The organism is Polymorphobacter fuscus, from assembly GCF_011927825.1.
GTDB lineage: Bacteria > Pseudomonadota > Alphaproteobacteria > Sphingomonadales > Sphingomonadaceae > Sandarakinorhabdus > Sandarakinorhabdus fusca.
Map to the genome: position 1 here is coordinate 2,027,731 of NZ_JAATJI010000001.1, position 19,225 is coordinate 2,046,955.

General features: G+C 63.5%; 28 protein-coding genes. 1 reads left to right on the plus strand and 27 read right to left on the minus strand.

Features of this window, described 5'->3' with window-relative positions:
- Positions 1–104: 104 nt before the first annotated feature.
- The 25 genes from rplO to rpsL all read right to left on the minus strand — a co-directional run bounded on the left by rplO (position 105) and on the right by rpsL (position 14,229).
- Positions 105–641, minus strand: coding sequence for a 50S ribosomal protein L15 (rplO, locus tag GGQ62_RS09595; RefSeq protein WP_152577522.1), 537 nt, complete (start codon positions 639–641; stop codon positions 105–107).
- 76 nt (positions 642–717) lie between these two features.
- Entirely contained in the window at positions 718–900 is a 183-nt protein-coding gene (gene rpmD / locus GGQ62_RS09600; RefSeq protein WP_152577521.1) for a 50S ribosomal protein L30, read from the minus strand.
- An 11-nt stretch (positions 901–911) separates the two neighbouring features.
- Positions 912–1,625, minus strand: coding sequence for a 30S ribosomal protein S5 (gene rpsE, locus GGQ62_RS09605; RefSeq protein ID WP_152577520.1), 714 nt, complete (start codon positions 1,623–1,625; stop codon positions 912–914).
- 3 nt (positions 1,626–1,628) lie between these two features.
- The gene (rplR, locus tag GGQ62_RS09610) at positions 1,629–1,982 is read right to left on the minus strand and encodes a 50S ribosomal protein L18 (RefSeq protein WP_152577519.1); all 354 of its coding nucleotides are present in this window, start codon (positions 1,980–1,982) and stop codon (positions 1,629–1,631) included.
- Positions 1,982–2,515: a 50S ribosomal protein L6 gene (gene rplF / locus GGQ62_RS09615; protein WP_152577518.1), complete on the minus strand. Its 534-nt coding sequence runs from the start codon at positions 2,513–2,515 to the stop codon at positions 1,982–1,984. The genes rplR and rplF overlap by 1 nt, the downstream gene beginning before the upstream one ends.
- Positions 2,516–2,518: 3 nt before the next feature.
- Positions 2,519–2,917 (minus strand): 30S ribosomal protein S8, encoded by a 399-nt coding sequence (gene rpsH / locus GGQ62_RS09620; RefSeq protein ID WP_152577517.1) that lies wholly within the window; start codon positions 2,915–2,917, stop codon positions 2,519–2,521.
- 10 nt (positions 2,918–2,927) lie between these two features.
- The gene (gene rpsN, locus GGQ62_RS09625) at positions 2,928–3,233 is read right to left on the minus strand and encodes a 30S ribosomal protein S14 (RefSeq protein WP_152577516.1); all 306 of its coding nucleotides are present in this window, start codon (positions 3,231–3,233) and stop codon (positions 2,928–2,930) included.
- Position 3,234: 1 nt separating this feature from the next.
- Positions 3,235–3,816, minus strand: coding sequence for a 50S ribosomal protein L5 (gene rplE / locus GGQ62_RS09630; protein WP_152577515.1), 582 nt, complete (start codon positions 3,814–3,816; stop codon positions 3,235–3,237).
- Positions 3,809–4,132, minus strand: coding sequence for a 50S ribosomal protein L24 (gene rplX / locus GGQ62_RS09635; RefSeq protein WP_152577514.1), 324 nt, complete (start codon positions 4,130–4,132; stop codon positions 3,809–3,811). Before rplX ends, rplE begins: the two co-directional genes overlap by 8 nt.
- The gene (rplN, locus tag GGQ62_RS09640; RefSeq protein ID WP_152577513.1) at positions 4,132–4,500 is read right to left on the minus strand and encodes a 50S ribosomal protein L14; all 369 of its coding nucleotides are present in this window, start codon (positions 4,498–4,500) and stop codon (positions 4,132–4,134) included. The genes rplX and rplN overlap by 1 nt, the downstream gene beginning before the upstream one ends.
- The gene (rpsQ, locus tag GGQ62_RS09645; protein ID WP_152577512.1) at positions 4,497–4,763 is read right to left on the minus strand and encodes a 30S ribosomal protein S17; all 267 of its coding nucleotides are present in this window, start codon (positions 4,761–4,763) and stop codon (positions 4,497–4,499) included. The genes rplN and rpsQ overlap by 4 nt, the downstream gene beginning before the upstream one ends.
- 2 nt (positions 4,764–4,765) lie before the next feature.
- Entirely contained in the window at positions 4,766–4,984 is a 219-nt protein-coding gene (gene rpmC / locus GGQ62_RS09650; protein WP_152577511.1) for a 50S ribosomal protein L29, read from the minus strand.
- Positions 4,985–4,989: 5 nt separating this feature from the next.
- Positions 4,990–5,421, minus strand: a complete 432-nt coding sequence (gene rplP / locus GGQ62_RS09655) for a 50S ribosomal protein L16 (RefSeq protein WP_152577510.1) — start codon at positions 5,419–5,421, stop codon at positions 4,990–4,992.
- 10 nt (positions 5,422–5,431) lie between these two features.
- On the minus strand, positions 5,432–6,127 hold the full coding sequence (gene rpsC / locus GGQ62_RS09660) for a 30S ribosomal protein S3 (RefSeq protein ID WP_152577509.1): 696 nt from the start codon (positions 6,125–6,127) through the stop codon (positions 5,432–5,434).
- Positions 6,127–6,531, minus strand: a complete 405-nt coding sequence (rplV, locus tag GGQ62_RS09665; protein WP_152577508.1) for a 50S ribosomal protein L22 — start codon at positions 6,529–6,531, stop codon at positions 6,127–6,129. Before rplV ends, rpsC begins: the two co-directional genes overlap by 1 nt.
- The gene (gene rpsS / locus GGQ62_RS09670) at positions 6,531–6,809 is read right to left on the minus strand and encodes a 30S ribosomal protein S19 (RefSeq protein ID WP_152577507.1); all 279 of its coding nucleotides are present in this window, start codon (positions 6,807–6,809) and stop codon (positions 6,531–6,533) included. The genes rplV and rpsS overlap by 1 nt, the downstream gene beginning before the upstream one ends.
- Before the next feature lie 6 nt (positions 6,810–6,815).
- On the minus strand, positions 6,816–7,652 hold the full coding sequence (gene rplB, locus GGQ62_RS09675) for a 50S ribosomal protein L2 (protein WP_152577506.1): 837 nt from the start codon (positions 7,650–7,652) through the stop codon (positions 6,816–6,818).
- A 4-nt stretch (positions 7,653–7,656) separates the two neighbouring features.
- Positions 7,657–7,977 carry a 50S ribosomal protein L23 gene (locus GGQ62_RS09680; RefSeq protein WP_152577505.1) on the minus strand — a complete coding sequence of 107 codons (321 nt, stop codon included), beginning with the start codon at positions 7,975–7,977 and terminating at the stop codon, positions 7,657–7,659.
- Positions 7,970–8,593 (minus strand): 50S ribosomal protein L4, encoded by a 624-nt coding sequence (rplD, locus tag GGQ62_RS09685; RefSeq protein WP_152577504.1) that lies wholly within the window; start codon positions 8,591–8,593, stop codon positions 7,970–7,972. The genes GGQ62_RS09680 and rplD overlap by 8 nt, the downstream gene beginning before the upstream one ends.
- Before the next feature lie 5 nt (positions 8,594–8,598).
- Positions 8,599–9,348: a 50S ribosomal protein L3 gene (gene rplC, locus GGQ62_RS09690; RefSeq protein WP_152577503.1), complete on the minus strand. Its 750-nt coding sequence runs from the start codon at positions 9,346–9,348 to the stop codon at positions 8,599–8,601.
- Positions 9,349–9,462: 114 nt separating this feature from the next.
- Positions 9,463–9,777 (minus strand): 30S ribosomal protein S10, encoded by a 315-nt coding sequence (gene rpsJ / locus GGQ62_RS09695; RefSeq protein WP_152577502.1) that lies wholly within the window; start codon positions 9,775–9,777, stop codon positions 9,463–9,465.
- Positions 9,778–9,927: 150 nt separating this feature from the next.
- Complete coding sequence (tuf, locus tag GGQ62_RS09700) at positions 9,928–11,118, minus strand: elongation factor Tu (protein ID WP_152577501.1); 1,191 nt, start codon at positions 11,116–11,118, stop codon at positions 9,928–9,930.
- Between the two features lie 117 nt (positions 11,119–11,235).
- Positions 11,236–13,308: an elongation factor G gene (fusA, locus tag GGQ62_RS09705; RefSeq protein ID WP_152577500.1), complete on the minus strand. Its 2,073-nt coding sequence runs from the start codon at positions 13,306–13,308 to the stop codon at positions 11,236–11,238.
- A 63-nt stretch (positions 13,309–13,371) separates the two neighbouring features.
- Complete coding sequence (rpsG, locus tag GGQ62_RS09710; protein ID WP_152577499.1) at positions 13,372–13,842, minus strand: 30S ribosomal protein S7; 471 nt, start codon at positions 13,840–13,842, stop codon at positions 13,372–13,374.
- 15 nt (positions 13,843–13,857) lie between these two features.
- Positions 13,858–14,229, minus strand: coding sequence for a 30S ribosomal protein S12 (gene rpsL / locus GGQ62_RS09715; RefSeq protein ID WP_152577498.1), 372 nt, complete (start codon positions 14,227–14,229; stop codon positions 13,858–13,860).
- A 363-nt stretch (positions 14,230–14,592) separates the two neighbouring features.
- Between rpsL and GGQ62_RS09720 the strand changes: the two genes are divergently transcribed.
- Positions 14,593–15,867: a c-type cytochrome gene (locus GGQ62_RS09720; RefSeq protein WP_167649562.1), complete on the plus strand. Its 1,275-nt coding sequence runs from the start codon at positions 14,593–14,595 to the stop codon at positions 15,865–15,867.
- A gap of 6 nt (positions 15,868–15,873) precedes the next feature.
- Here the strand turns inward: GGQ62_RS09720 and secA are convergent, their stop codons facing one another.
- Complete coding sequence (gene secA, locus GGQ62_RS09725; RefSeq protein WP_152577496.1) at positions 15,874–18,639, minus strand: preprotein translocase subunit SecA; 2,766 nt, start codon at positions 18,637–18,639, stop codon at positions 15,874–15,876.
- Between the two features lie 147 nt (positions 18,640–18,786).
- Positions 18,787–19,143, minus strand: coding sequence for a hypothetical protein (locus GGQ62_RS09730; RefSeq protein ID WP_152577495.1), 357 nt, complete (start codon positions 19,141–19,143; stop codon positions 18,787–18,789).
- Positions 19,144–19,225 lie beyond the last annotated feature (82 nt).

Genomic DNA, 19,225 nt, shown 5'->3' on the forward strand with positions numbered 1-19,225 from the left:
TTGAAGCCCGCTAGATAGGCGGTGCGAAGCGATTATACCAGCGGGCAGGGGGTGACCCCCCTGCGCCCCATCGACTGGGTCCGAGGCCGTTTTCGCTGCTGGCTTTACTTGGCGGCTTTCGCTGCGCGCGCGGTGGCGCGCGCTGCCTTCTGCTCGTCGCGGCTCAGCGGGGCCGGCTTGGGGGCCGGAAGTTCGAGCGCGCCACCGGCGGCTTCGACAGCAGCCTTGGCAGCGGCGCTGGCGCCGGCGACCTTCAACGTCACCTTGGTCGTCAGCGCGCCCTTTGCGAGCAGGCGAATGCCGTCACGGACATGGGTGATGACACCGGCATCGACCAGCGCCTGCGCGTCGATCGTCGCATTGGCATCGAGACGGCCAGCGTCGATCATCGTCTGGAGCGTGCCGAGGTTAAGTTCGGCATAATCCTTGCGGAAGATGTTGTTGAAGCCACGCTTCGGCAGCCGCATGTGCAGCGGCATCTGACCGCCTTCGAAACCCTTGATAGCGACACCCGAACGCGAGGTCTGGCCCTTCTGGCCGCGACCGGCGGTCTTGCCGACACCGGAACCGATGCCGCGGCCGACGCGAACGCGGCTCTTGCGGGCACCGGGATTGTCGTGGAGGTCGTTGAGCTTGGTCATGAGATGCACTCGCTTTCGCTTTGGGCGCGCAATGGGAAAAACATCGCCCCGGCGGCTGCCGGGGCGATGGAACGGATCAGTCGACGCTTTCGACCTTGAGCATGTGCGCCACCTTGGCGATCATGCCGCGCACCGACGGCGTGTCTTCGAGGACACGCGTCTTGTGCATCTTGTTGAGGCCGAGGCCGACCAGCGTTGCTTCCTGGTCGGGAGCGCGGCGGATCGGCGAACCGATCTGCGTGAGTTTGACTTGGGCCATGTCAGGCGTCCTTATGCAACAGCTTCGGCGTCGGCTTCGGCAACGCGCGCCGAAACATCACCGCGGCGCGCCATCAGGTCGGCAATCTTCTTGCCGCGGCGCTGCGCCACTGCCTTGGGGCTGGTCTGTTCGACGAGCGACGCAAAGGTCGCGCGGATCATGTTGTACGGATTGTTGGTGCCGACCGACTTGGTCACGACGTCGGCAACACCGAGCGCTTCGAACACGGCGCGCATCGGACCACCGGCGATGATGCCAGTTCCCTGGGCAGCCGAGCGAACATAGACCTTGCCGGCGCCGAAATGGCCATAGCCATCATGGTGCAGGGTGCGGCCATCGCGCAACGGCACGCGGATCATCGCCTTCTTGGCAGCCGCCGTAGCCTTCTGGATCGCTTCCGGAACTTCGCGCGCCTTGCCATGGCCGAAACCGACCCGGCCCTTGGCATCGCCGACGACGACGAGTGCTGCAAAGCCGAAGCGCTTGCCGCCCTTCACCGTCTTCGAAACGCGGTTGATGTGGACCAGCTTTTCGACCAGCTCCTCGCCGCCCGCTTCCGCCGGGTTGTTGCCGTCGCGGCGCCCGCGACCACGGTCACGATCATTGCCGCCGCCGGGGCCACGGCCACGGCCGCCGCCCGGGCCACCGGGACCACCGCGACCGCGACGCTCGCCACCGGGGGCGCCGCCAGCAGGTGCGCCTGCGTTCTGGATTTCATCAGCCATCGATTAAAACTCCAATCCGCCTTCGCGGGCACCATCGGCGAGCGCCTTGACGCGGCCGTGGTAGATGAAACCACCGCGATCGAAGACCACCGCCGAAACGCCGGCGGCCATGGCACGCTCGGCCAGGCGCTTGCCGACCGAAGTCGCTGCGTCCTTGGTCGCCCCGGTAACGTCGCGAACGTCCTTTTCCAGCGTCGATGCCGAAGCGACCGTCATGCCAATGGCGTCGTCGATGACCTGGGCATAGATGTGCTGCGAGGTGCGATGGATCGACAAGCGCGGCCGCGCGCCACCCTTGGCACGAAGCGCGGTGCGAACGCGCCGGCGGCGCTGATCGAAAAGCGAGAGCTTGGCCATTACTTCTTCTTCCCTTCCTTGCGGAAGATTTTCTCGCCGCGATACTTGATGCCCTTGCCCTTGTAAGGCTCCGGCTTGCGCCAGCGGCGGATTTCGGCGGCGATCTGCCCGACGACCTGCTTGTCCGACCCGGAGATCTCGACCGTCGTCTGGTCAGGCGTCTTGATGGTGATGCCGGCGGGAATCGGGAAATCGACGTCGTGGCTGTAGCCGAGCTGCAGCTTGAGGTTCGACCCCTGCACCGACGCACGATAGCCGACGCCGGTGATTTCCAGCACCTTGGTGAAGCCGTCCGACACACCGACGACCAGGTTCGACACCAGCGTCCGCTGCATGCCCCAGAAGGCGCGCGCCCGCTTCGTCTCGTTGGCCGGGGTCACGGCAATCTGGCCGTCACCGATGTCATAGCTGATGTCGTCCGACATCGGCATCGACAGCACGCCCTTCGGGCCCTTCACCGACAGCGTCCGCTCGTCGATGCTGGCGGTAACGCCGGCCGGGACCGGCACGGCCTTTTTCCCAATTCGCGACATGGCTTAAAACACCTGGCAGAGGACTTCGCCGCCGGCATTCTGTTCACGCGCTTCCGCGTCGGACAGAACACCCTTTGGCGTCGAAACGATGACAATGCCGAGACCGTTGCGGATGCGCGGCAGTTCGGTGGCGCCCGAATAGACGCGGCGACCCGGCTTCGAAACCCGAGCGATATGCTGAATCGCCGGCTTGCCTTCGAAATACTTCAGGTCGATGCGCAGCGCAGCGGCAGCAGTGCCGCCATCGGCTTCGGAATAGCCACGGATATAGCCTTCACGCTGCAGCACGTCGAGGACGCGGGCACGCAGCTTGGAAGCCGGGGTGAGGATCGAATCCTTCTTGGCCTGCTGGCCATTGCGGATCCGGGTGAGCATATCACCAAGGGGATCGGTCATCGACATCTCGGTGGTCCTACCAGCTCGACTTCGTCACGCCGGGAATCAGGCCCTTGTTGGCCAGTTCGCGGAGCATGATGCGCGAGAGCTTGAACTTGCGGTAATAGGCGCGGCTGCGGCCGGTCAGCTCGCAGCGGTTGCGCACCCGCGTCGGATTGGCATTGCGCGGCAGTTCGGCCATCTTCAGGCGCGCCATCAGCCGTTCATTGTCATCACGGCTTTCGTCATTGGCGATCGCCTTCAGCACGGCAAACTTGCCGGCGTACTTGACCACAAGCGCCTTGCGGTGCTCGTTCTTGTTGATCGAGGAGAGCTTTGCCATGTCAGGCGGCCTTCTTTTCAGCGGCGGGCTGGATGAACGGGAAACCGAACGCCTTCAGCAGCGCACGGGCTTCGTCGTCAGTCTTCGCCGTCGTCGTGATGATCACATCCATGCCGCGGACGCTGTCGATCCGGTCATAGTTGATTTCCGGAAAGATGATCTGTTCCTTCAAGCCCATGGCATAGTTGCCGCGGCCGTCGAACGACTTGGGGTTGAGCCCGCGGAAATCGCGGACGCGCGGCAGCGCTACCGTGATCAGCCGGTCGAGAAACTCGTACATCCGTTCACGGCGCAGCGTAACCTTGCAGCCGATGGGCATGCCTTCGCGCAGCTTGAAGGTCGCGACCGACTTCTTGGCCTTGGTGATGACGGGCTTCTGGCCCGCGATCAGCGCCATTTCCTCGGCGGCCTTGTCGACCTTCTTCTTGTCCTGGGTGGCTTCGCCGACGCCCATGTTGAGCACGATCTTCTCGATCTTCGGGACTTCCATCAGGTTCTTGTAGCCGAACTGCTCGATCATCTGGGCGCGGACCTTGTCCACGTACAGCTGCTGCATCTTCGTCAGATTTGCGGAATCAGCCATCGATCTGCTCTCCCGACCGCTTGGCGACACGCACCTTGCGACCATCATCCAGGACCTTGAAGCCAACGCGGGTCGGCTTGCCGGTCTTCGGGTCCTCGATCGCCACCTTCGAGATGTGCATGGGCGCTTCGATACGCTCCAGGCCACCCTGGGGGTTGGCTTGCGAGGGCTTCCTGTGGCGGGTCATCATGTTGACGCCGCCGACGAGGACCTTCATTTCCTTCGGAAACGCCTTGGTCACTTCGCCGTGCTTGCCCTTGTCCTTGCCGGACAGGATGACGACCTTGTCGCCCTTCTTGATCTTCGCGGCGCTCATTACAGCACCTCCGGCGCAAGGCTGATGATCTTCATGTGGCCCGAGGCGCGCAGTTCACGCACCACCGGCCCGAAGATACGGGTGCCGATCGGCTCCTCGTTCTTGTTGATCAGCACGGCGGCATTGCCATCGAAACGGATGACCGAGCCATCGGCCCGGCGGATGTCCTTGGCGGTGCGAACGACGACGGCACGATGCACGTCGCCCTTCTTGACCTTGCCCTTGGGCTGCGCTTCCTTGACCGAAACGACGATGACATCGCCGACGCCGGCAAAGCGACGCTTCGATCCGCCCAGCACCTTGATGCACATCACCCTTTTGGCACCGCTGTTGTCAGCGACGTCGAGGTTCGTCTGCATCTGGATCATTTGGTCGATCCTTCATTATTTGCGACATCGGCGCCATTGCCGATGACCTTCCAGGTCTTGAGCTTGGAAATGGGGGCGCATTCTTCAATGCGGACCATGTCACCAGCCTTGACCGTGTTGCCCTCGTCATGGGCATGATACTTCTTCGAACGACGGATGATCTTGCCATAGACCGGGTGCGCAACCTTGCGCTCGATCAGGACAACGACCGTCTTGTCACCCTTGTCGGACACGCAGGTGCCCTGGAGGACGCGTTTCGGCATATTCAGGCTCCCGGCTGCGCAGCGGCGGGCTTGCGGCCAGCCTGCAGCGTCTTGATGCGCGCGATGGTGCGGCGCACCTCACGGATACGGCCCGGCTTTTCCAGCTGGCCGGTAGCCGCCTGAAAGCGCAGGTTGAACTGCTCGCGCTTCAGCTCCTGGAGAGCCGTCGCGAGCTGGTCGTCGGTCTGGACCTTCAGGTCCGCTTGCTTGATCTGTGCCATGATACTCAGTCCTGCGTCCCGACGGGTTCGCCGAGGCGAACCACCATCTTGACCTTGATCGGCAGCTTGGCTGCCGCGCGTTCGAAGGCGCCTTCCGCGACATCGTGCGGCACGCCGTCGAGCTCGAACATGATCCGGCCGGGCTTGACGCGAGCAACCCAGAATTCCGGGTTGCCCTTGCCCTTGCCCATGCGGACTTCAGCCGGCTTCGACGTCACCGGAACGTCCGGAAAGACGCGGATCCACAACCGGCCGGCGCGCTTGATGTGGCGCGAAATGGCACGGCGTGCGGCTTCGATCTGGCGAGCCGTGATCCGCTCGGGTTCCATGGCCTTCAGGCCGAAGGAGCCGAAGTTCAGCGCGGTGCCGCCCTTAGCATCGCCGTGGATGCGACCCTTGAACTGCTTGCGGAACTTGGTGCGCTTTGGTTGCAACATGTCAAATACCTCAGCGAGCCGGACGCACGCCGGAGGTCTGCGATTCCATCATCAGACGGTCCTGCGCCATCGGGTCGTGCCCAAGGATTTCGCCCTTGAAAATCCAAACCTTGATACCACAAACGCCATAGGCCGTATGGGCCTGGGCTTCGGCATAATCGACGTTCCCGCGCAGCGTGTGCAACGGCACCCGGCCTTCGCGATACCATTCGGTACGCGCAATTTCGGCCCCGCCAAGGCGGCCCGAGCAGGTGATCTTGATGCCTTCGGCACCCAGACGCAGTGCCGACTGCACCGCACGCTTCATGGCGCGGCGGAAAGCGATACGACGCTCCAGCTGATCGGCAACACCCTGGGCGACCAACTTGGCATCGACTTCCGGCTTGCGGATCTCGACGATGTTGAGCGACACGTCGCTCTTGGTCATCGCGCCGATCTGCTTGCGCAGCTTCTCGATATCCGCACCCTTCTTGCCGATGATGACACCCGGACGGGCAGCATAGATCGACACGCGCGCCAGCTTCGCCGGGCGCTCGATCACGACCTTGGAGATCGCAGCCTGGGCGTGCGTCTTCACGATGAACTCGCGAATGCGCAGATCCTCAAGCAACAGCGTGCCATATTCGTTGCCACGGGCAAACCAGCGGCTGTCCCAAGTACGGTTGATCTGCAGGCGCAGACCGATGGGGGAGGTTTTGTGACCCATTATGCTTCGCTCCCAGCGGCGCTATCGTTTTCGGCGCCCATTTCGCGGACGACGACGCGCAGGCGGCTGAACGGCTTTTCGATGCGGGCAGCGCGACCACGGGCACGCGGCGTGAAGCGCTTCATCACCAGCGCCTTGCCGACGCTGGCTTCCTTGACGATCAGCGCGTCGACATCGAGGTTGTGGTTGTTTTCGGCATTGGCGACGGCCGAGGCCAGCACCTTGCGCACGTCGATGGCCATCGCCTTCGTCGAGAACTGCAGGATGTTGAGCGCATCGCCGACCTTGCGGCCGCGAATGAGCCCTGCAACCAGGTTCAGCTTGTAGGCCGAGCCACGGATCGAGGTGGCAACGGCCAGCGCTTCACGGTCGCCGACCTTGCGGGGAGATTTCGGCTTCGACATCAGCGCTTGCCCTTCTTGTCGGCGGCGTGGCCGGGGAAGTTGCGCGTCGGCGCGAATTCACCCAGCTTCATGCCGACCATGTCCTCGTTGACCGAGACCGGGATGAACTTCTTGCCATTGTAGACGCTGAAGGTCAGGCCGACAAACGACGGCAGGATGGTGGAACGGCGCGACCAGGTCTTGATCGGACCACGGCCACCACCGCCAGCCTGTGCGGCTTCGGCCTTCTTCAGGACGTTGAGGTCCACGAACGGACCCTTCCAGACGGAACGGCTCATCTGGCCTTACCTCTTCTTCTTGGCGTGACGCGAACGGATGATCATCCGGTCGGTCGACTTGTTCGAACGCGTCTTGGCACCCTTGGTCGGCTTGCCCCATGGCGTCACCGGATGGCGGCCGCCCGAGGTCCGGCCTTCACCACCGCCGTGCGGATGGTCGACCGGGTTCTTGGCAACACCACGCGTCAGCGGGCGATGGCCCAGCCAGCGGTTGCGGCCGGCCTTGCCAAGGTTCTGGTTGCTGTTGTCCGGGTTCGACACGGCACCGACGGTGGCCATGCATTCCGAACGCACATAACGCTGCTCACCCGAGTTGAGGCGGATGATGACCATGCCCTTGTCACGACCGACAACCTGCACGAACGTGCCGGCGGCACGTGCCAGCTGGCCACCCTTGCCGGGCTTCAGCTCGACATTGTGAACGATGGTGCCAACCGGCATCGAGCCGATTTCCATCGCATTGCCGGGCTTGACGTCGACCTTCTTGCCGGCGGTGACGACATCGCCGACGGCGAGGCGCTGCGGCGCGATGATATACTGCTGGTTGCCATCGGGATATTTCACCAGCGCGATGAATGCCGAACGGTTGGGGTCATATTCCAGACGCTCGACCGACGCCGTGACGTCCCAGGTGCGGCGCTTGAAATCGACGATGCGATACAGCTGCTTGTGGCCACCGGCGATGCCGCGCGCCGTCGCATGGCCCATGTTGTTGCGGCCACCCGACTTGCGCAGACCTTCGGTCAGCGCCTTGACCGGACGACCCTTGAACAGGCCCGAACGGTCGACGAGGATCAGGCCGCGGCGGCCCGGGCTCGTCGGATTGTAGTTCTTCAATGCCATCGGATCAGATCCCCGTGGTCACGTCGATCCGGTCGCCGTCGGCGAGCGTCACGATCGCTTTCTTTTCGTCGGAACGACGATATTCCTTGCCCTTCCAGCGCTTGGTCTTGCCCTTCTGGATCAGCGTGTTGACGCTGAGCACCTTGACGCTGAACAGCGCTTCGATGGCGGCCTTGATCTCGGGCTTCGACGCGCCGTTGGCGACCTTGAACACAACCTGGTTGTATTCGCTGACCAGCGTCGACTTTTCGGTGATGACCGGCTTCACCACGATGTCGTAGTGCTTGAGCTCGATCGCCCCGGTCTTGGTGGGTGCCTTAGCCATTGACCCGGGCCTCCAGTGCCTGGACGGCAGCGCGGGTCAGGACCAGCGTGTCGTGGTTGAGGATGTCATAGACGTTGGCGCCGATCGCCGGCAGCACGTCGATGTGCGGAACATTCGCCGAAGCGTGGCGGAAGCTGGCATTGACCTCGGCACCGTCGATGAACAGGCCGTTGGTGATGCCAAGGCCCGCCATCACGGTGATGAAGGCCTTGGTGCGTGCTTCGCTGATCGCCAGATCCTCGATGATCAGCAACTTGCCTTCGGCCGCCTTGACCGACAACGCGGTGGCGAGACCAAGGGTGCGGATCTTCTTGTTGAGACCCGGGTTGAAGTCGCGGACACGCGGGCCATGGGCCTTGCCGCCGCCGATGAATTGCGGTGCTGCACGGTTGCCGTGGCGCGCCGTACCGCCGCCCTTCTGGTTGCCCAGCTTCTTGCCGGTACGCCGCACATCGGAACGCTCACGTGCGCCGCGTGCAGTGCCACGACGCTTTTCGAGCTGCCAGGTGACGACGCGGTGCAGAATGTCGAGCCGCGGTTCCTTGCCGAAGACGGCATCCGACAATTCGATCTCGCCGGCATCCGCCGCGGCCAGGGTTTTGACCTGAACCTTCATGTGCCTCAGGCCTCCGTGTTTTCGGTGGCGTCGACTTCGACCGGCGCATCAGCGACTTCGATCGGAGCAACGTCATTTGCAGCAGTCTTGAGCGACGCCGGATAAGGCGCATCGGCGTGACGCGCCACCTTGATCGCATCCTTGATCAACAGCCAACCGCCCTTCGACCCCGGCACCGAGCCGTGGACGAACAACAGACCACGCTCGACATCGGTCGAGACGATTTCCAGATTCTGCTGGGTGCGCTGCTTGTCACCCATGTGACCGGCCATCTTCTTGCCCTTGAAGACCTTGCCCGGATCCTGGCGCTGCCCGGTCGAACCGAGCGAACGGTGCGAGACCGAGACGCCGTGGGTGGCACGCAGACCACCGAAGCCCCAGCGCTTCATGCCGCCCTGGAAGCCCTTGCCCTGGGTAACGCCGGTGACGTCGACCAGCTGGCCCGGAACAAAGTGGTCAGCAGAGATGGTGGCGCCGGTTTCGAGCAGCGCGTCTTCCGACACGCGGAATTCGGCGACCTTGGCCTTGGGCTCGACTTCGGCCTTGCCGAAATGGCCGCGCTCCGGCTTGGTGGTGTTCTTGGCCTTCTTGGTCCCGGCACCGAGCTGGACAGCAACATAGCCGTCCACATCCGTGGTGCGAACCGAAATAACCTGATTGTTCTCGAGAGCGAGGACCGTGACCGGAACGTGCCGGCCATCGTCGCGGAAAACCCGCGTCATCCCCATCTTCTTCGCGATCACGCCTGTGCGCATGACCAATTCCTTTCTCATCAGAGGCCCCGTCCCATCATGGTCGGGGGCGTGTCGGGCTCAGCTTTGTTTGAGGCGGCTGGGCCCAGAAGTTCGCTCCGCGTATGTCTGTCCGGCTTATTTGCCGAGCTTGATCTCGATATCGACACCGGCAGCCAGGTCGAGCTTCATCAGCGCGTCCACGGTCTGCGGGGTCGGGTCGACGATATCCAGAAGGCGCTTGTAGGTCCGGACTTCGAACTGTTCGCGGCTCTTCTTGTCGACGTGCGGCGACCGGTTGACGGTGAACCGCTCGAAGCGCGTCGGCAGCGGGATCGGGCCGCGGATGGCAGCACCGGTACGCTTCGCCGTGTCGGCGATCTCGCCCGTGGCCATATCGAGCACACGGTGATCAAAAGCCTTCAGGCGGATGCGAATGTTCTGCGTGTCCATGGAACCTAAATCACACTCTATTCAAATATTCAGGACCGGCACGACCCGCCTTTTAGGCGGGATGCACCGGTCCGGAAAAAGACGGGCTTCGAAGGGTTAAACCAGGCCAGACGAATCGGGCCGCCTCCCGAAGGAAACGGCCCTATAGCCTTACTTGATGATGCTTGCAACCACGCCGGCGCCGACAGTGCGGCCACCTTCGCGAATTGCGAAGCGCAGGCCCTGGTCCATGGCGATCGGAGCGATCAGCTTGACCTTCAGCTGGACGTTGTCGCCGGGCATGACCATCTCGGTGCCTTCCGGCAGTTCGACGGTGCCGGTAACATCGGTCGTGCGGAAGTAGAACTGCGGGCGATAGTTGGCAAAGAACGGCGTGTGACGGCCGCCTTCGTCCTTCGACAGCACATAGACTTCCGAGGTGAACTCGGTGTGCGGCTTGATCGAGCCGGGCTTGCAGAGCACCTGGCCACGCTCGACGTCGTCACGGCCAACGCCGCGCAGCAGCGCGCCGATGTTGTCGCCGGCCTGACCCTGGTCGAGCAGCTTACGGAACATTTCGACGCCCGTGCAGACGGTCTTGCGGGTGTCGTGGATACCGACGATCTCGATTTCCTCGCCAACCTTGACGATGCCCGATTCGACACGGCCGGTGACGACGGTGCCACGACCCGAGATCGAGAACACGTCTTCGATCGGCATCAAGAACGGACGATCGAGCGGACGCTCCGGCTGCGGGATATATTCGTCGACCGTCTGCATCAGCTTGAGGACGGCGTCATGGCCGATGTCGTCGCGCTTGCCGTCAAGGGCACACACGGCCGAACCCTGGGTGATCGGGATATCGTCGCCCGGGAAATCATACTTCGACAGCAGTTCGCGGATTTCCAGCTCGACGAGCTCGAGGATTTCGGCGTCGTCGACGAGATCGACCTTGTTCATGAAGACGACCATGGCGGGCACGCCGACCTGCTTTGCAAGCAGGATGTGCTCACGGGTCTGCGGCATCGGGCCATCGGTGGCCGACACGACGAGGATAGCGCCGTCCATCTGCGCGGCGCCGGTGATCATGTTCTTCACATAGTCGGCGTGGCCGGGGCAATCGACGTGGGCATAGTGACGGGCAGCGGTTTCATATTCGACGTGCGCCGTCGAAATGGTGATGCCGCGCTCGCGCTCCTCAGGTGCCTTGTCGATGTTGGCATAGCTGGTGAAGGTGGCGCCACCGGTTTCGGCCAGCACCTTGGTGATCGCTGCGGTCAGCGAGGTCTTGCCATGGTCGACGTGACCGATGGTGCCGATGTTGCAGTGCGGCTTGTTCCGCTCGAACTTTGCTTTGGCCATGGCCGAACCCTTTTCCTAAAACATATGTCGTGAAGTCTGTTTCAGCTGTCGCTGATCGGACGCCGGTCGAATCAGCGCAACCGCAAGGCGCGCTGACTAGCGGCGTTCAGGAATAAATCAAGCCAGTTTGAGCTTGATCTCCTCCGCCACGTTCGAGGGCACTTCCTCGTAATGGCTGAACTGCATCGTATATTGCGCCCGACCCTGGCTCATCGAGCGCAGCTGATTGACGTAACCGAACATGTTCGCCAGCGGCACCTGCGCCTCGATCACCTGCGCGTTGCCGCGCGTGTCGGTGCCCTGGATCTGGCCCCGACGCGAGTTGAGATCGCCGATGACATCACCCAGATAATCTTCCGGGGTCACGACTTCGACCTTCATCACCGGCTCGAGCAGCTTGATACCGGCCTTGGTTGCCGCTTCGCGCATGCCGCCACGTCCGGTGATTTCGAACGCCAGTGCCGACGAATCGACGTCATGATAGGCGCCGTCGTACAGAGTCGCGACGAAATCGATGATCGGAAAGCCGATCAGCGAGCCCGAAGCCGCAACTTCACGAATGCCCTTCTCGACCGACGGGATATATTCCTTCGGAATGTTGCCGCCCTTGACATCGTCCTTGAAGATGATGCCGGTGCCGCGCTCGCCGGGCTCGACGGTGAACTTGATCCGGCCGAACTGGCCCGAACCGCCCGACTGCTTCTTGTGGGTATAGTCGACATCGACCTTGCGGGCGAGCGATTCGCGGTACGCCACCTGCGGCGCGCCGACATTGGCTTCGACCTTGAATTCGCGGCGCATGCGGTCGACGAGGATCTCGAGATGGAGCTCGCCCATCCCCTTGATGATCGTCTGGCCCGATTCCATGTCCGACGTCACGCGGAAGGACGGATCCTCCTGCGCCAGGCGGTTGAGGGCAATGCCCATCTTCTCCTGGTCGGCCTTGGTCTTGGGCTCCACAGCGACCTCGATGACGGGGTCGGGGAATTCCATCCGTTCCAGAACGATCGGCTTCAGCGGCGCGCACAACGTGTCACCGGTGGTGACGTCCTTGAGGCCGACCAGCGCGACGATGTCGCCGGCATAGGCTTCCTTAATGTCTTCGCGGTTGTTGGCATGCATCAGCAGCATGCGGCCGATCTTCTCGCGCTTGTCCTTGACCGAGTTAAGCACGGTGGAGGCGGCTTCCATCTTTCCCGAATAGATGCGGGCGAACGTCAGCGTCCCGACGAACGGATCGGTCATGATCTTGAAGGCGAGCGCCGAGAAAGGCGCATCATCCGAGGCTTCGCGGATCTCGTCCTCGTCCTTCAGATTGATGCCGTGCATCGGCGGAATGTCGAGCGGGCTCGGCAAATAGTCGACGACCGCGTCGAGCAGCGGCTGCACACCCTTGTTCTTGAACGCCGAACCGCACAGCACCGGAACGAACGCGAATGCCAGCGTGCCCTTGCGGATCAGCGCCTTCAATTCGGCCGTCGTCGGCTCGGTCCCTTCAAGGTACGATTCCATCAAGGCATCGTCCTGCTCGACGGCCATTTCGATCAGCTCCGAACGCGCAACGGCGGCAGCGTCCTTCAGATGATCCGGAATGTCCTTGTACTCGAACTTGGCACCCAGCGATTCTTCCAGCCACACGATGGCGCGGTTCTCGACCAGATCGACCAGACCGATGAAATCGCCTTCCAGGCCGATCGGCAGATACAGCACCGCCGGACGCGCGCCGAGGCGATCCTTGATCATCTGCACGCAGCGGTCGAAATTGGCGCCGGTGCGGTCAAGCTTGTTGACGAAGCACATGCGCGGAACCTTGTACTTGTCCGCCTGGCGCCACACCGTTTCGGACTGAGGCTCGACCCCGGCCACGCCGTCGAAGCACGCCACCGCGCCATCGAGCACGCGCAGCGAGCGTTCGACTTCGATGGTGAAGTCGACGTGGCCCGGCGTGTCGATGATGTTGATGCGGTGGTCATTCCAGAAGCACGTCGTCGCGGCCGACGTGATGGTGATGCCGCGCTCCTGCTCCTGCTCCATCCAGTCCATCGTCGCGGTGCCTTCGTGCACTTCGCCGATCTTGTAGGACTTGCCGGTGTAATAGAGGATCCGCTCGGTCGTCGTCGTCTTCCCGGCGTCGATATGCGCCATGATGCCGATGTTGCGATAGCGGTCGAGCGGGGTGGTGCGAGCCATGATTCTTCTACCAGCAAAAGGTTTGCGGCGCCGCCGGAGCAGGCGGCGCCGAAGTGGTTCTGACTACCAGCGATAATGCGAGAACGCACGGTTGGCTTCGGCCATCCGGTGCGAATCTTCGCGCTTCTTGACGGCGGCGCCGCGATTGTTCGCTGCATCGAGCAGCTCACCCGACAGTCGCTGCGCCATGGTGTGCTCGCTGCGCTTGCGCGCGGCGGCAATCAGCCAGCGGATGGCGAGTGCCTGCGAACGCTCCGGACGCACTTCGACCGGCACCTGATAGGTGGCGCCACCGACACGGCGCGAGCGCACCTCGATGCCCGGACGGACATTGGCGAGAGCATCGTGGAAGACGCCGACCGGCTCGCGCCGGCTCTTGGCTTCGATGGTTTCGAGCGCCGAATAGACGATCGCTTCGGCGACCGACTTCTTGCCCTCGTACATGACGAGGTTCATGAACTTGCTGAGCACCACATCCCCGAAACGGGGATCGGGCAGGATTTCGCGCTTCTCTGGGCGACGACGACGGGCCATTTTCTCTGATCCTTCTTACTTGGGACGCTTGGCGCCGTACTTCGACCGGCTCTGCTTGCGGTTCTTGACACCTTGGGTATCGAGAACGCCGCGCAGGACGTGGTAACGCACACCGGGCAAATCCTTGACGCGGCCGCCGCGAATCAGGACCACAGAGTGCTCCTGAAGATTGTGGCCTTCGCCGGGAATGTAGCCGATGACTTCGAAGCCATTGGTAAGACGGATCTTGGCAACCTTGCGAAGCGCCGAGTTCGGCTTCTTCGGGGTCGTCGTGTAGACGCGGGTGCAAACACCACGCTTCTGCGGGCAGGCCTCCATGGCCGGCACCTTGTTGCGGGCCTTCTGCGGCTCGCGACCCTTGCGGATCAGCTGGTTGATCGTCGGCATCGTGCTTTTGTCATCCTGTCTGTTCGGTGGCTGCATGCCACCTACTCCAGATCAACCCCGCCCACGGGACTTGTCCCATGGCATAAGCGCGAAAGGCTCCTGATGAAGAAAGCCCATCGCGCGCGGCGCAACCTGTCGTTTCCATTCTCGCAACCGCAGGGCCAGGGCACGGCAGGGCCGGACCACAAAGCCCACGGGCGGGAGCGCGGCCTTTAATCGAACCCGCTCTCGCCGTCAACGCCATTCCCCGGCGCGGGCCAGGGCAACCCTTCGCATAGGTAGCGCCTGGGGTGCCTCCCACGTAGACAATGCATGGCCCGTCGGCAGTGCCCGGCGGCGGGACCGTCAGGGAAGGAAGCCGACTTGTCGCAGCGCCGCACGATCCTCGCCACCCTGTTCCCTGCCCGTGTGACACAGTGGTTCGGCCCGGCGCTCGTCGCCGGCGGCGCGGCAGCGATCATCGGCGTCGTCACCGTCACTTCGGGCGTTCTCGACCTGACCGCCTCGACGCCGCACCCGCAAGGCTGGGCGACGTTTCTCCATTATGTCTTCAACCGCTCGGTCGCCCACCACAGCGCGGATCTCACCCCACCTGCCGACCTCGATTCGGAGCCCCGAATCATCAAGGGTGCGGTCTATTACAGCCGGGTCTGCGCCAATTGCCACGCCGGCCCGGGGTTCGGCCAAAGCCCGGTGGCGCTCGCACTGCGCCCGCAGCCGCAGTATCTGGTGACCCAGGCCAAGCTGTTCGATGCATCCGGGCTGTTCTGGATCGTCAAGCACGGGGTCAAGTACAGCGCCATGCCGGCCTGGACGACGCAAAGCCGCGATGACGAGGTCTGGTCGATCGTCGCCTTCTTGCGCGCCCTGCCCGGGCTCGACAACGCCCGCTACCAGGCCCTTGCCGGCATGACACCGGACCCGGTCCCGGCCGCCGCCCCGGCGCAGGGCGAAGGCAGCTACCACCCCGATATCGCCATGAACAACGGCGGCACCGATGCCGTGCCGGACTACAGCGTGTCGCGCCCCGCCGTCGCCTTCGGCCGCGGCAGCATCGGCGCCGATCCGACGCTGGCCTGTGTGCAATGCCATGGCGCCGACGGTGCCGGCCGCGCCGGGGCGCCGTTCCCCAACCTGACGCTGCTCGACCGCGTCACCTTCAAGAAGGCGCTGACCCAGTTCGCCACCGGCGCGCGGCACAGCGGCTATATGCAGCCGGTCGCCGCGCAGCTGACCAACGCCCAGATCGACGCGCTGACCGCCGCCTTCGGCGCCATGCCGCGCCGCCCGTCACCACAGTTTGCGGCCACACCCGCACAACTGGCGCTCGGCGAACAGATCGCCAACAAGGGGATTCCCGCCGCGCGCGTCAACGCCTGCCAGATCTGCCACGCAATCAACCGCGCCGACAGCAAACTGTACCCGGCCATCGCCGGTCAGAATGTCTGGTATCTGCGGGACCAGCTGGCGCTTTTTCGCGCCGGCCAGCGCGATGGCGGCGACCCGATCAATCCGATGCTCGCCGCCGCCCATGGCCTCACCGATCCGCAGATCGCGGCGGTTTCGGCCTGGTATGCGGCTCGCCCGCCCGAAGCGCCGGCGGCGGTTCCGGAAAATCCGAAAACCGCCGCCGACTGATCGGCCCTACATTGCCCCGTGGCAGTGCTTGAATTTCTTGCCCGATTCGCACGGGCACAGCGCGTTGCGCGGTACGGACCGATGCCATTCGGCGAGATCCTCGGGGTCGACCTCGGTCAATTCCGCGGTCGCCGCCATCGCCCCCGCAAGCGCGCCGGCCGGCAGCGTCGACCCGAACATGTCGAGCGGCGGCAGCCGCCGCAGCGCACTGCCCGGCGCCTCGTTTTCGCCGGTCAGCGGATCGATGTGCGTCGTGATGAAATCGGGCATCGGCGGCAGCGCCGGCGCCTCCATCTGGAATTGCGCGTGTGACAGCATCCGCGTCACATCCTCGCGCACCGTCACCAGCATGCGTTCGAACAACGCAAAGGCTTCGGACTTGTACTCGTTGAGCGGCGTCTTCTGCGCATAGGCACGCAGGTGGATGACCTGGCGCAGCGCATCGAGCGTCGCCAGATGCTCCTTCCAGTGATGGTCGAGCGCCTGCAACAGGAAGTTCTTTTCGATCTGCACCCAGGTTTCGGGCGGCACCTGTGCCGATTTTTCGGCCATCGCCGCATCCGCGGCCGCGATCAGCCGATCGACGACGATTTCCGGATCGATCGCGGCTTCCTTCGGCCATTCGGTGACATCGATCGGCAGCGCGAGAGTCGTTTTTACCGCGAGGTCGAGTTCCTCGATGTTCCACTGTTCGGGATAGCTGTTCGGCGGGCAATGGGTCGCGACCATGGCGTTGATGGTTTCGGTGCGCATGTCGACGACGACATCGCCGACCGTGTCCGAATCCATGATGTCGGCGCGTTGCTCGTACACGACCTTGCGCTGGTCGTTCATGACATCGTCATACTGGAGCAGCTGCTTGCGGACGTCGTAGTTGCGCGCCTCGACCTTCTTCTGCGCCGTCTCGATCGCCTTGGAAATCCACGGGTGGACGATCGCCTCGCCCTCCTCCAGCCCGTTGTTCATCATCCGGCTCAGCATCGACTGCTGGCCGAAGATGCGCAGCAGGTCATCGTCGAGCGACAGGTAGAAGCGGCTGAGACCTGGGTCGCCCTGGCGCCCCGACCGTCCGCGCAGCTGATTGTCGATGCGCCGGCTTTCATGGCGCTCGGTGCCGAGCACGAACAACCCGCCGGCGGCCCGCACCGCCTCGCGCTCGGCCTGCACTTCGGCCTTGATGCGCGCGACGGCGGCCTCGCGCTCCGGTCCTTCCGGCAGGTCGCCGAGTTCGCGCGACACGCGCGCGTCGAAATTGCCGCCGAGCTGGATGTCGGTGCCGCGGCCAGCCATGTTGGTGGCGATGGTGACGGCACCCAGCCGCCCGGCCTGCTCGACGATATGCGCTTCCTGTTCGTGGAAGCGCGCGTTGAGCACGACATGCTCGACGCCTTCCTTCTTCAGGAACTCGCTCAGCATCTCGCTTTTTTCGATGGAAACCGTGCCGACCAGGATCGGCTGGTTGCGCGCCGAGCTCTCGCGGATGGTCTTGACGATCGCCTTGTATTTCTGCTCGGCGTCCTTGTAGAATTCGTCGTCGACGTCCTTGCGCTGCACGGGCTGGTTGGTCGGAATGACGACGACATTCAGCTTGTAGATGTCGAAGAACTCCGACGCTTCGGTCGCCGCGGTCCCGGTCATGCCGCCCAGCTTGGGATACATGCGGAAATAATTCTGGAAGGTGATCGAGGCCAGCGTCTGGTTCTCGGGCTGGATCTGGACGCCTTCCTTGGCTTCCACGGCCTGGTGCAGCCCGTCCGACCAGCGCCGGCCGTCCATCATGCGGCCGGTGAATTCGTCGATGATCGTCACCTTGTCATTGCGGACGATATAATCGGTATCGCGGCGATAGATGACATTGGCGCGCAGCGCCTGGTTCAGATGGTGGACCGCCTGGGTATTCTCGAAATCATAAAGGTTCTCGCCTTCGAGAATCCCGGCTGCCGACAGCGCGCGTTCGGCCTTTTCGGTGCCGTCCTCGGTCAGGATCACCGATTTCTGCTTCTCGTCGACCTCATAATCTTCGGGCACCAGGGTCTTCACCATGGCGTCGACGATCATGTACATTTCCGACTTGTCATCGGTGGGGCCGGAAATGATCAGCGGCGTCCGCGCCTCGTCGATCAGCACCGAATCGACTTCGTCGACCACGGCGAAATTGAAGGGTCGCTGCACCATCTGCTCGCGGCTGTACTTCATGTTGTCGCGCAGGAAGTCGAAACCGAATTCGTTGTTGGTGCCATAGGTGATGTCGCTGGCATAGGCCTCGCGGCGCGTGGCATCGTCGATATTGGGGACGATGACGCCGACGGTCATGCCGAGGAACTTGTAGATCTGCCCCATCCAGTTGGCATCGCGCGCCGCCAGATAGTCGTTGACGGTGACGACATGGACACCCTTGCCGGCCAGCGCGTTGAGATAGACGGCGAGCGTCGCCATCTGGGTCTTGCCCTCGCCCGTCCGCATCTCGGCGATCTCGCCGCGGTGAAGAACGATGCCGCCGACCAGCTGCACGTCATAATGGCGCTGTCCCAGCGTGCGCTTGGCCGCTTCGCGCACCGTCGCAAAGGCTTCGGGCAGAATGTCGTCGAGCGTCTTGCCGGCGGCCAGCTCGGCCTTCAGCTTGTCGGTCTGGCCCTTCAGCGCATCGTCCGAGAGGGCGGAAATCTGGGGTTCGAGCGCGTTGATTCGCGCCACCACCGCGCCAAGCGACTTGACGTATCGTTCATTGCTGGACCCGAAGAGCCGCTTGGCGAGACCGCCGAAACCGAGCATGGACTTCCTAACGCACGAGGCATTGAATAAAGGCACGGCGCGGCCGCAGGGCCGGCCATGGACGGCAGCGATGTAGGAGCGCGTGCGCCCTTCGTCAATTGCACCCCCTCCAGCGCGCGCCGACGGCAGCCCGCGGCAGGCGCCAGCTCAGGTCGGACGCAGGTCCGGCGCCGGCGACCCGTCGGCGACGGACGGCGCCGTGTCGACCCGCGGCGCTGCAGGCGTGATCGGCAGCCGCTTCGATTTGCGCCGCAGGCCGAAATTGACGGCGCGCCGCACCCGCGGATAGCGCTGCGTATGGCGCAGGTAACGCCGCCGCGCCCAGCGGGAATTGCGCAGCACCAGGGCAAAGCCGAAACCGAAGATGAAGATGCCCAGCGGGCCGGGAGTCGGGATGCCGATAATCGGTGCCAGCAGCATCAGGAGGACGCCCAGGCCCAGCTGGAAAACGCGGAATGGCTGGCTGCGAACGAGCGTATCGAGAAAGGCCGGACGCTTCACCATGACCTGCGTCTAGGCGGCAGTTATGGCAACAACAAGGTGGCATTCTGGCCAGTTTGCTACCCGGGCTTGAGGCCGGCGGCAT

What these genes read in the sequence shown, in the direction of transcription:
- rpsQ (WP_152577512.1), bottom strand. Translation starts at nt 4,763, where the DNA reads ATGCCGAAACGCGTCCTCCAGGGCACCTGCGTGTCCGACAAGGGTGAC.
- rplB (WP_152577506.1), bottom strand. Translation starts at nt 7,652, where the DNA reads ATGGCATTGAAGAACTACAATCCGACGAGCCCGGGCCGCCGCGGCCTG.
- rpsN (WP_152577516.1), bottom strand. Translation starts at nt 3,233, where the DNA reads ATGGCAAAGCTCTCCTCGATCAACAAGAACGAGCACCGCAAGGCGCTT.
- rplE (WP_152577515.1), bottom strand. Translation starts at nt 3,816, where the DNA reads ATGGCTGATTCCGCAAATCTGACGAAGATGCAGCAGCTGTACGTGGAC.
- rpsS (WP_152577507.1), bottom strand. Translation starts at nt 6,809, where the DNA reads ATGAGCCGTTCCGTCTGGAAGGGTCCGTTCGTGGACCTCAACGTCCTG.
- rplP (WP_152577510.1), bottom strand. Translation starts at nt 5,421, where the DNA reads ATGTTGCAACCAAAGCGCACCAAGTTCCGCAAGCAGTTCAAGGGTCGC.
- rplO (WP_152577522.1), bottom strand. Translation starts at nt 641, where the DNA reads ATGACCAAGCTCAACGACCTCCACGACAATCCCGGTGCCCGCAAGAGC.
- rplC (WP_152577503.1), bottom strand. Translation starts at nt 9,348, where the DNA reads ATGCGCACAGGCGTGATCGCGAAGAAGATGGGGATGACGCGGGTTTTC.
- GGQ62_RS09680 (WP_152577505.1), bottom strand. Translation starts at nt 7,977, where the DNA reads ATGGCTAAGGCACCCACCAAGACCGGGGCGATCGAGCTCAAGCACTAC.
- rplN (WP_152577513.1), bottom strand. Translation starts at nt 4,500, where the DNA reads ATGATCCAGATGCAGACGAACCTCGACGTCGCTGACAACAGCGGTGCC.
- rpmD (WP_152577521.1), bottom strand. Translation starts at nt 900, where the DNA reads ATGGCCCAAGTCAAACTCACGCAGATCGGTTCGCCGATCCGCCGCGCT.
- fusA (WP_152577500.1), bottom strand. Translation starts at nt 13,308, where the DNA reads ATGGCTCGCACCACCCCGCTCGACCGCTATCGCAACATCGGCATCATG.
- GGQ62_RS09730 (WP_152577495.1), bottom strand. Translation starts at nt 19,143, where the DNA reads ATGGTGAAGCGTCCGGCCTTTCTCGATACGCTCGTTCGCAGCCAGCCA.
- rplF (WP_152577518.1), bottom strand. Translation starts at nt 2,515, where the DNA reads ATGTCGCGAATTGGGAAAAAGGCCGTGCCGGTCCCGGCCGGCGTTACC.
- rpmC (WP_152577511.1), bottom strand. Translation starts at nt 4,984, where the DNA reads ATGGCACAGATCAAGCAAGCGGACCTGAAGGTCCAGACCGACGACCAG.
- tuf (WP_152577501.1), bottom strand. Translation starts at nt 11,118, where the DNA reads ATGGCCAAAGCAAAGTTCGAGCGGAACAAGCCGCACTGCAACATCGGC.
- rplR (WP_152577519.1), bottom strand. Translation starts at nt 1,982, where the DNA reads ATGGCCAAGCTCTCGCTTTTCGATCAGCGCCGCCGGCGCGTTCGCACC.
- rpsG (WP_152577499.1), bottom strand. Translation starts at nt 13,842, where the DNA reads ATGGCCCGTCGTCGTCGCCCAGAGAAGCGCGAAATCCTGCCCGATCCC.
- rpsE (WP_152577520.1), bottom strand. Translation starts at nt 1,625, where the DNA reads ATGGCTGATGAAATCCAGAACGCAGGCGCACCTGCTGGCGGCGCCCCC.
- rplD (WP_152577504.1), bottom strand. Translation starts at nt 8,593, where the DNA reads ATGAAGGTTCAGGTCAAAACCCTGGCCGCGGCGGATGCCGGCGAGATC.
- rpsL (WP_152577498.1), bottom strand. Translation starts at nt 14,229, where the DNA reads ATGCCGACGATCAACCAGCTGATCCGCAAGGGTCGCGAGCCGCAGAAG.
- rplV (WP_152577508.1), bottom strand. Translation starts at nt 6,531, where the DNA reads ATGTCGAAGCCGAAATCTCCCCGCAAGGTCGGCGACCGTGAAGCGCTG.
- rpsH (WP_152577517.1), bottom strand. Translation starts at nt 2,917, where the DNA reads ATGTCGATGACCGATCCCCTTGGTGATATGCTCACCCGGATCCGCAAT.
- secA (WP_152577496.1), bottom strand. Translation starts at nt 18,639, where the DNA reads ATGCTCGGTTTCGGCGGTCTCGCCAAGCGGCTCTTCGGGTCCAGCAAT.
- rpsJ (WP_152577502.1), bottom strand. Translation starts at nt 9,777, where the DNA reads ATGGACACGCAGAACATTCGCATCCGCCTGAAGGCTTTTGATCACCGT.
- rpsC (WP_152577509.1), bottom strand. Translation starts at nt 6,127, where the DNA reads ATGGGTCACAAAACCTCCCCCATCGGTCTGCGCCTGCAGATCAACCGT.
- rplX (WP_152577514.1), bottom strand. Translation starts at nt 4,132, where the DNA reads ATGAGCGCCGCGAAGATCAAGAAGGGCGACAAGGTCGTCATCCTGTCC.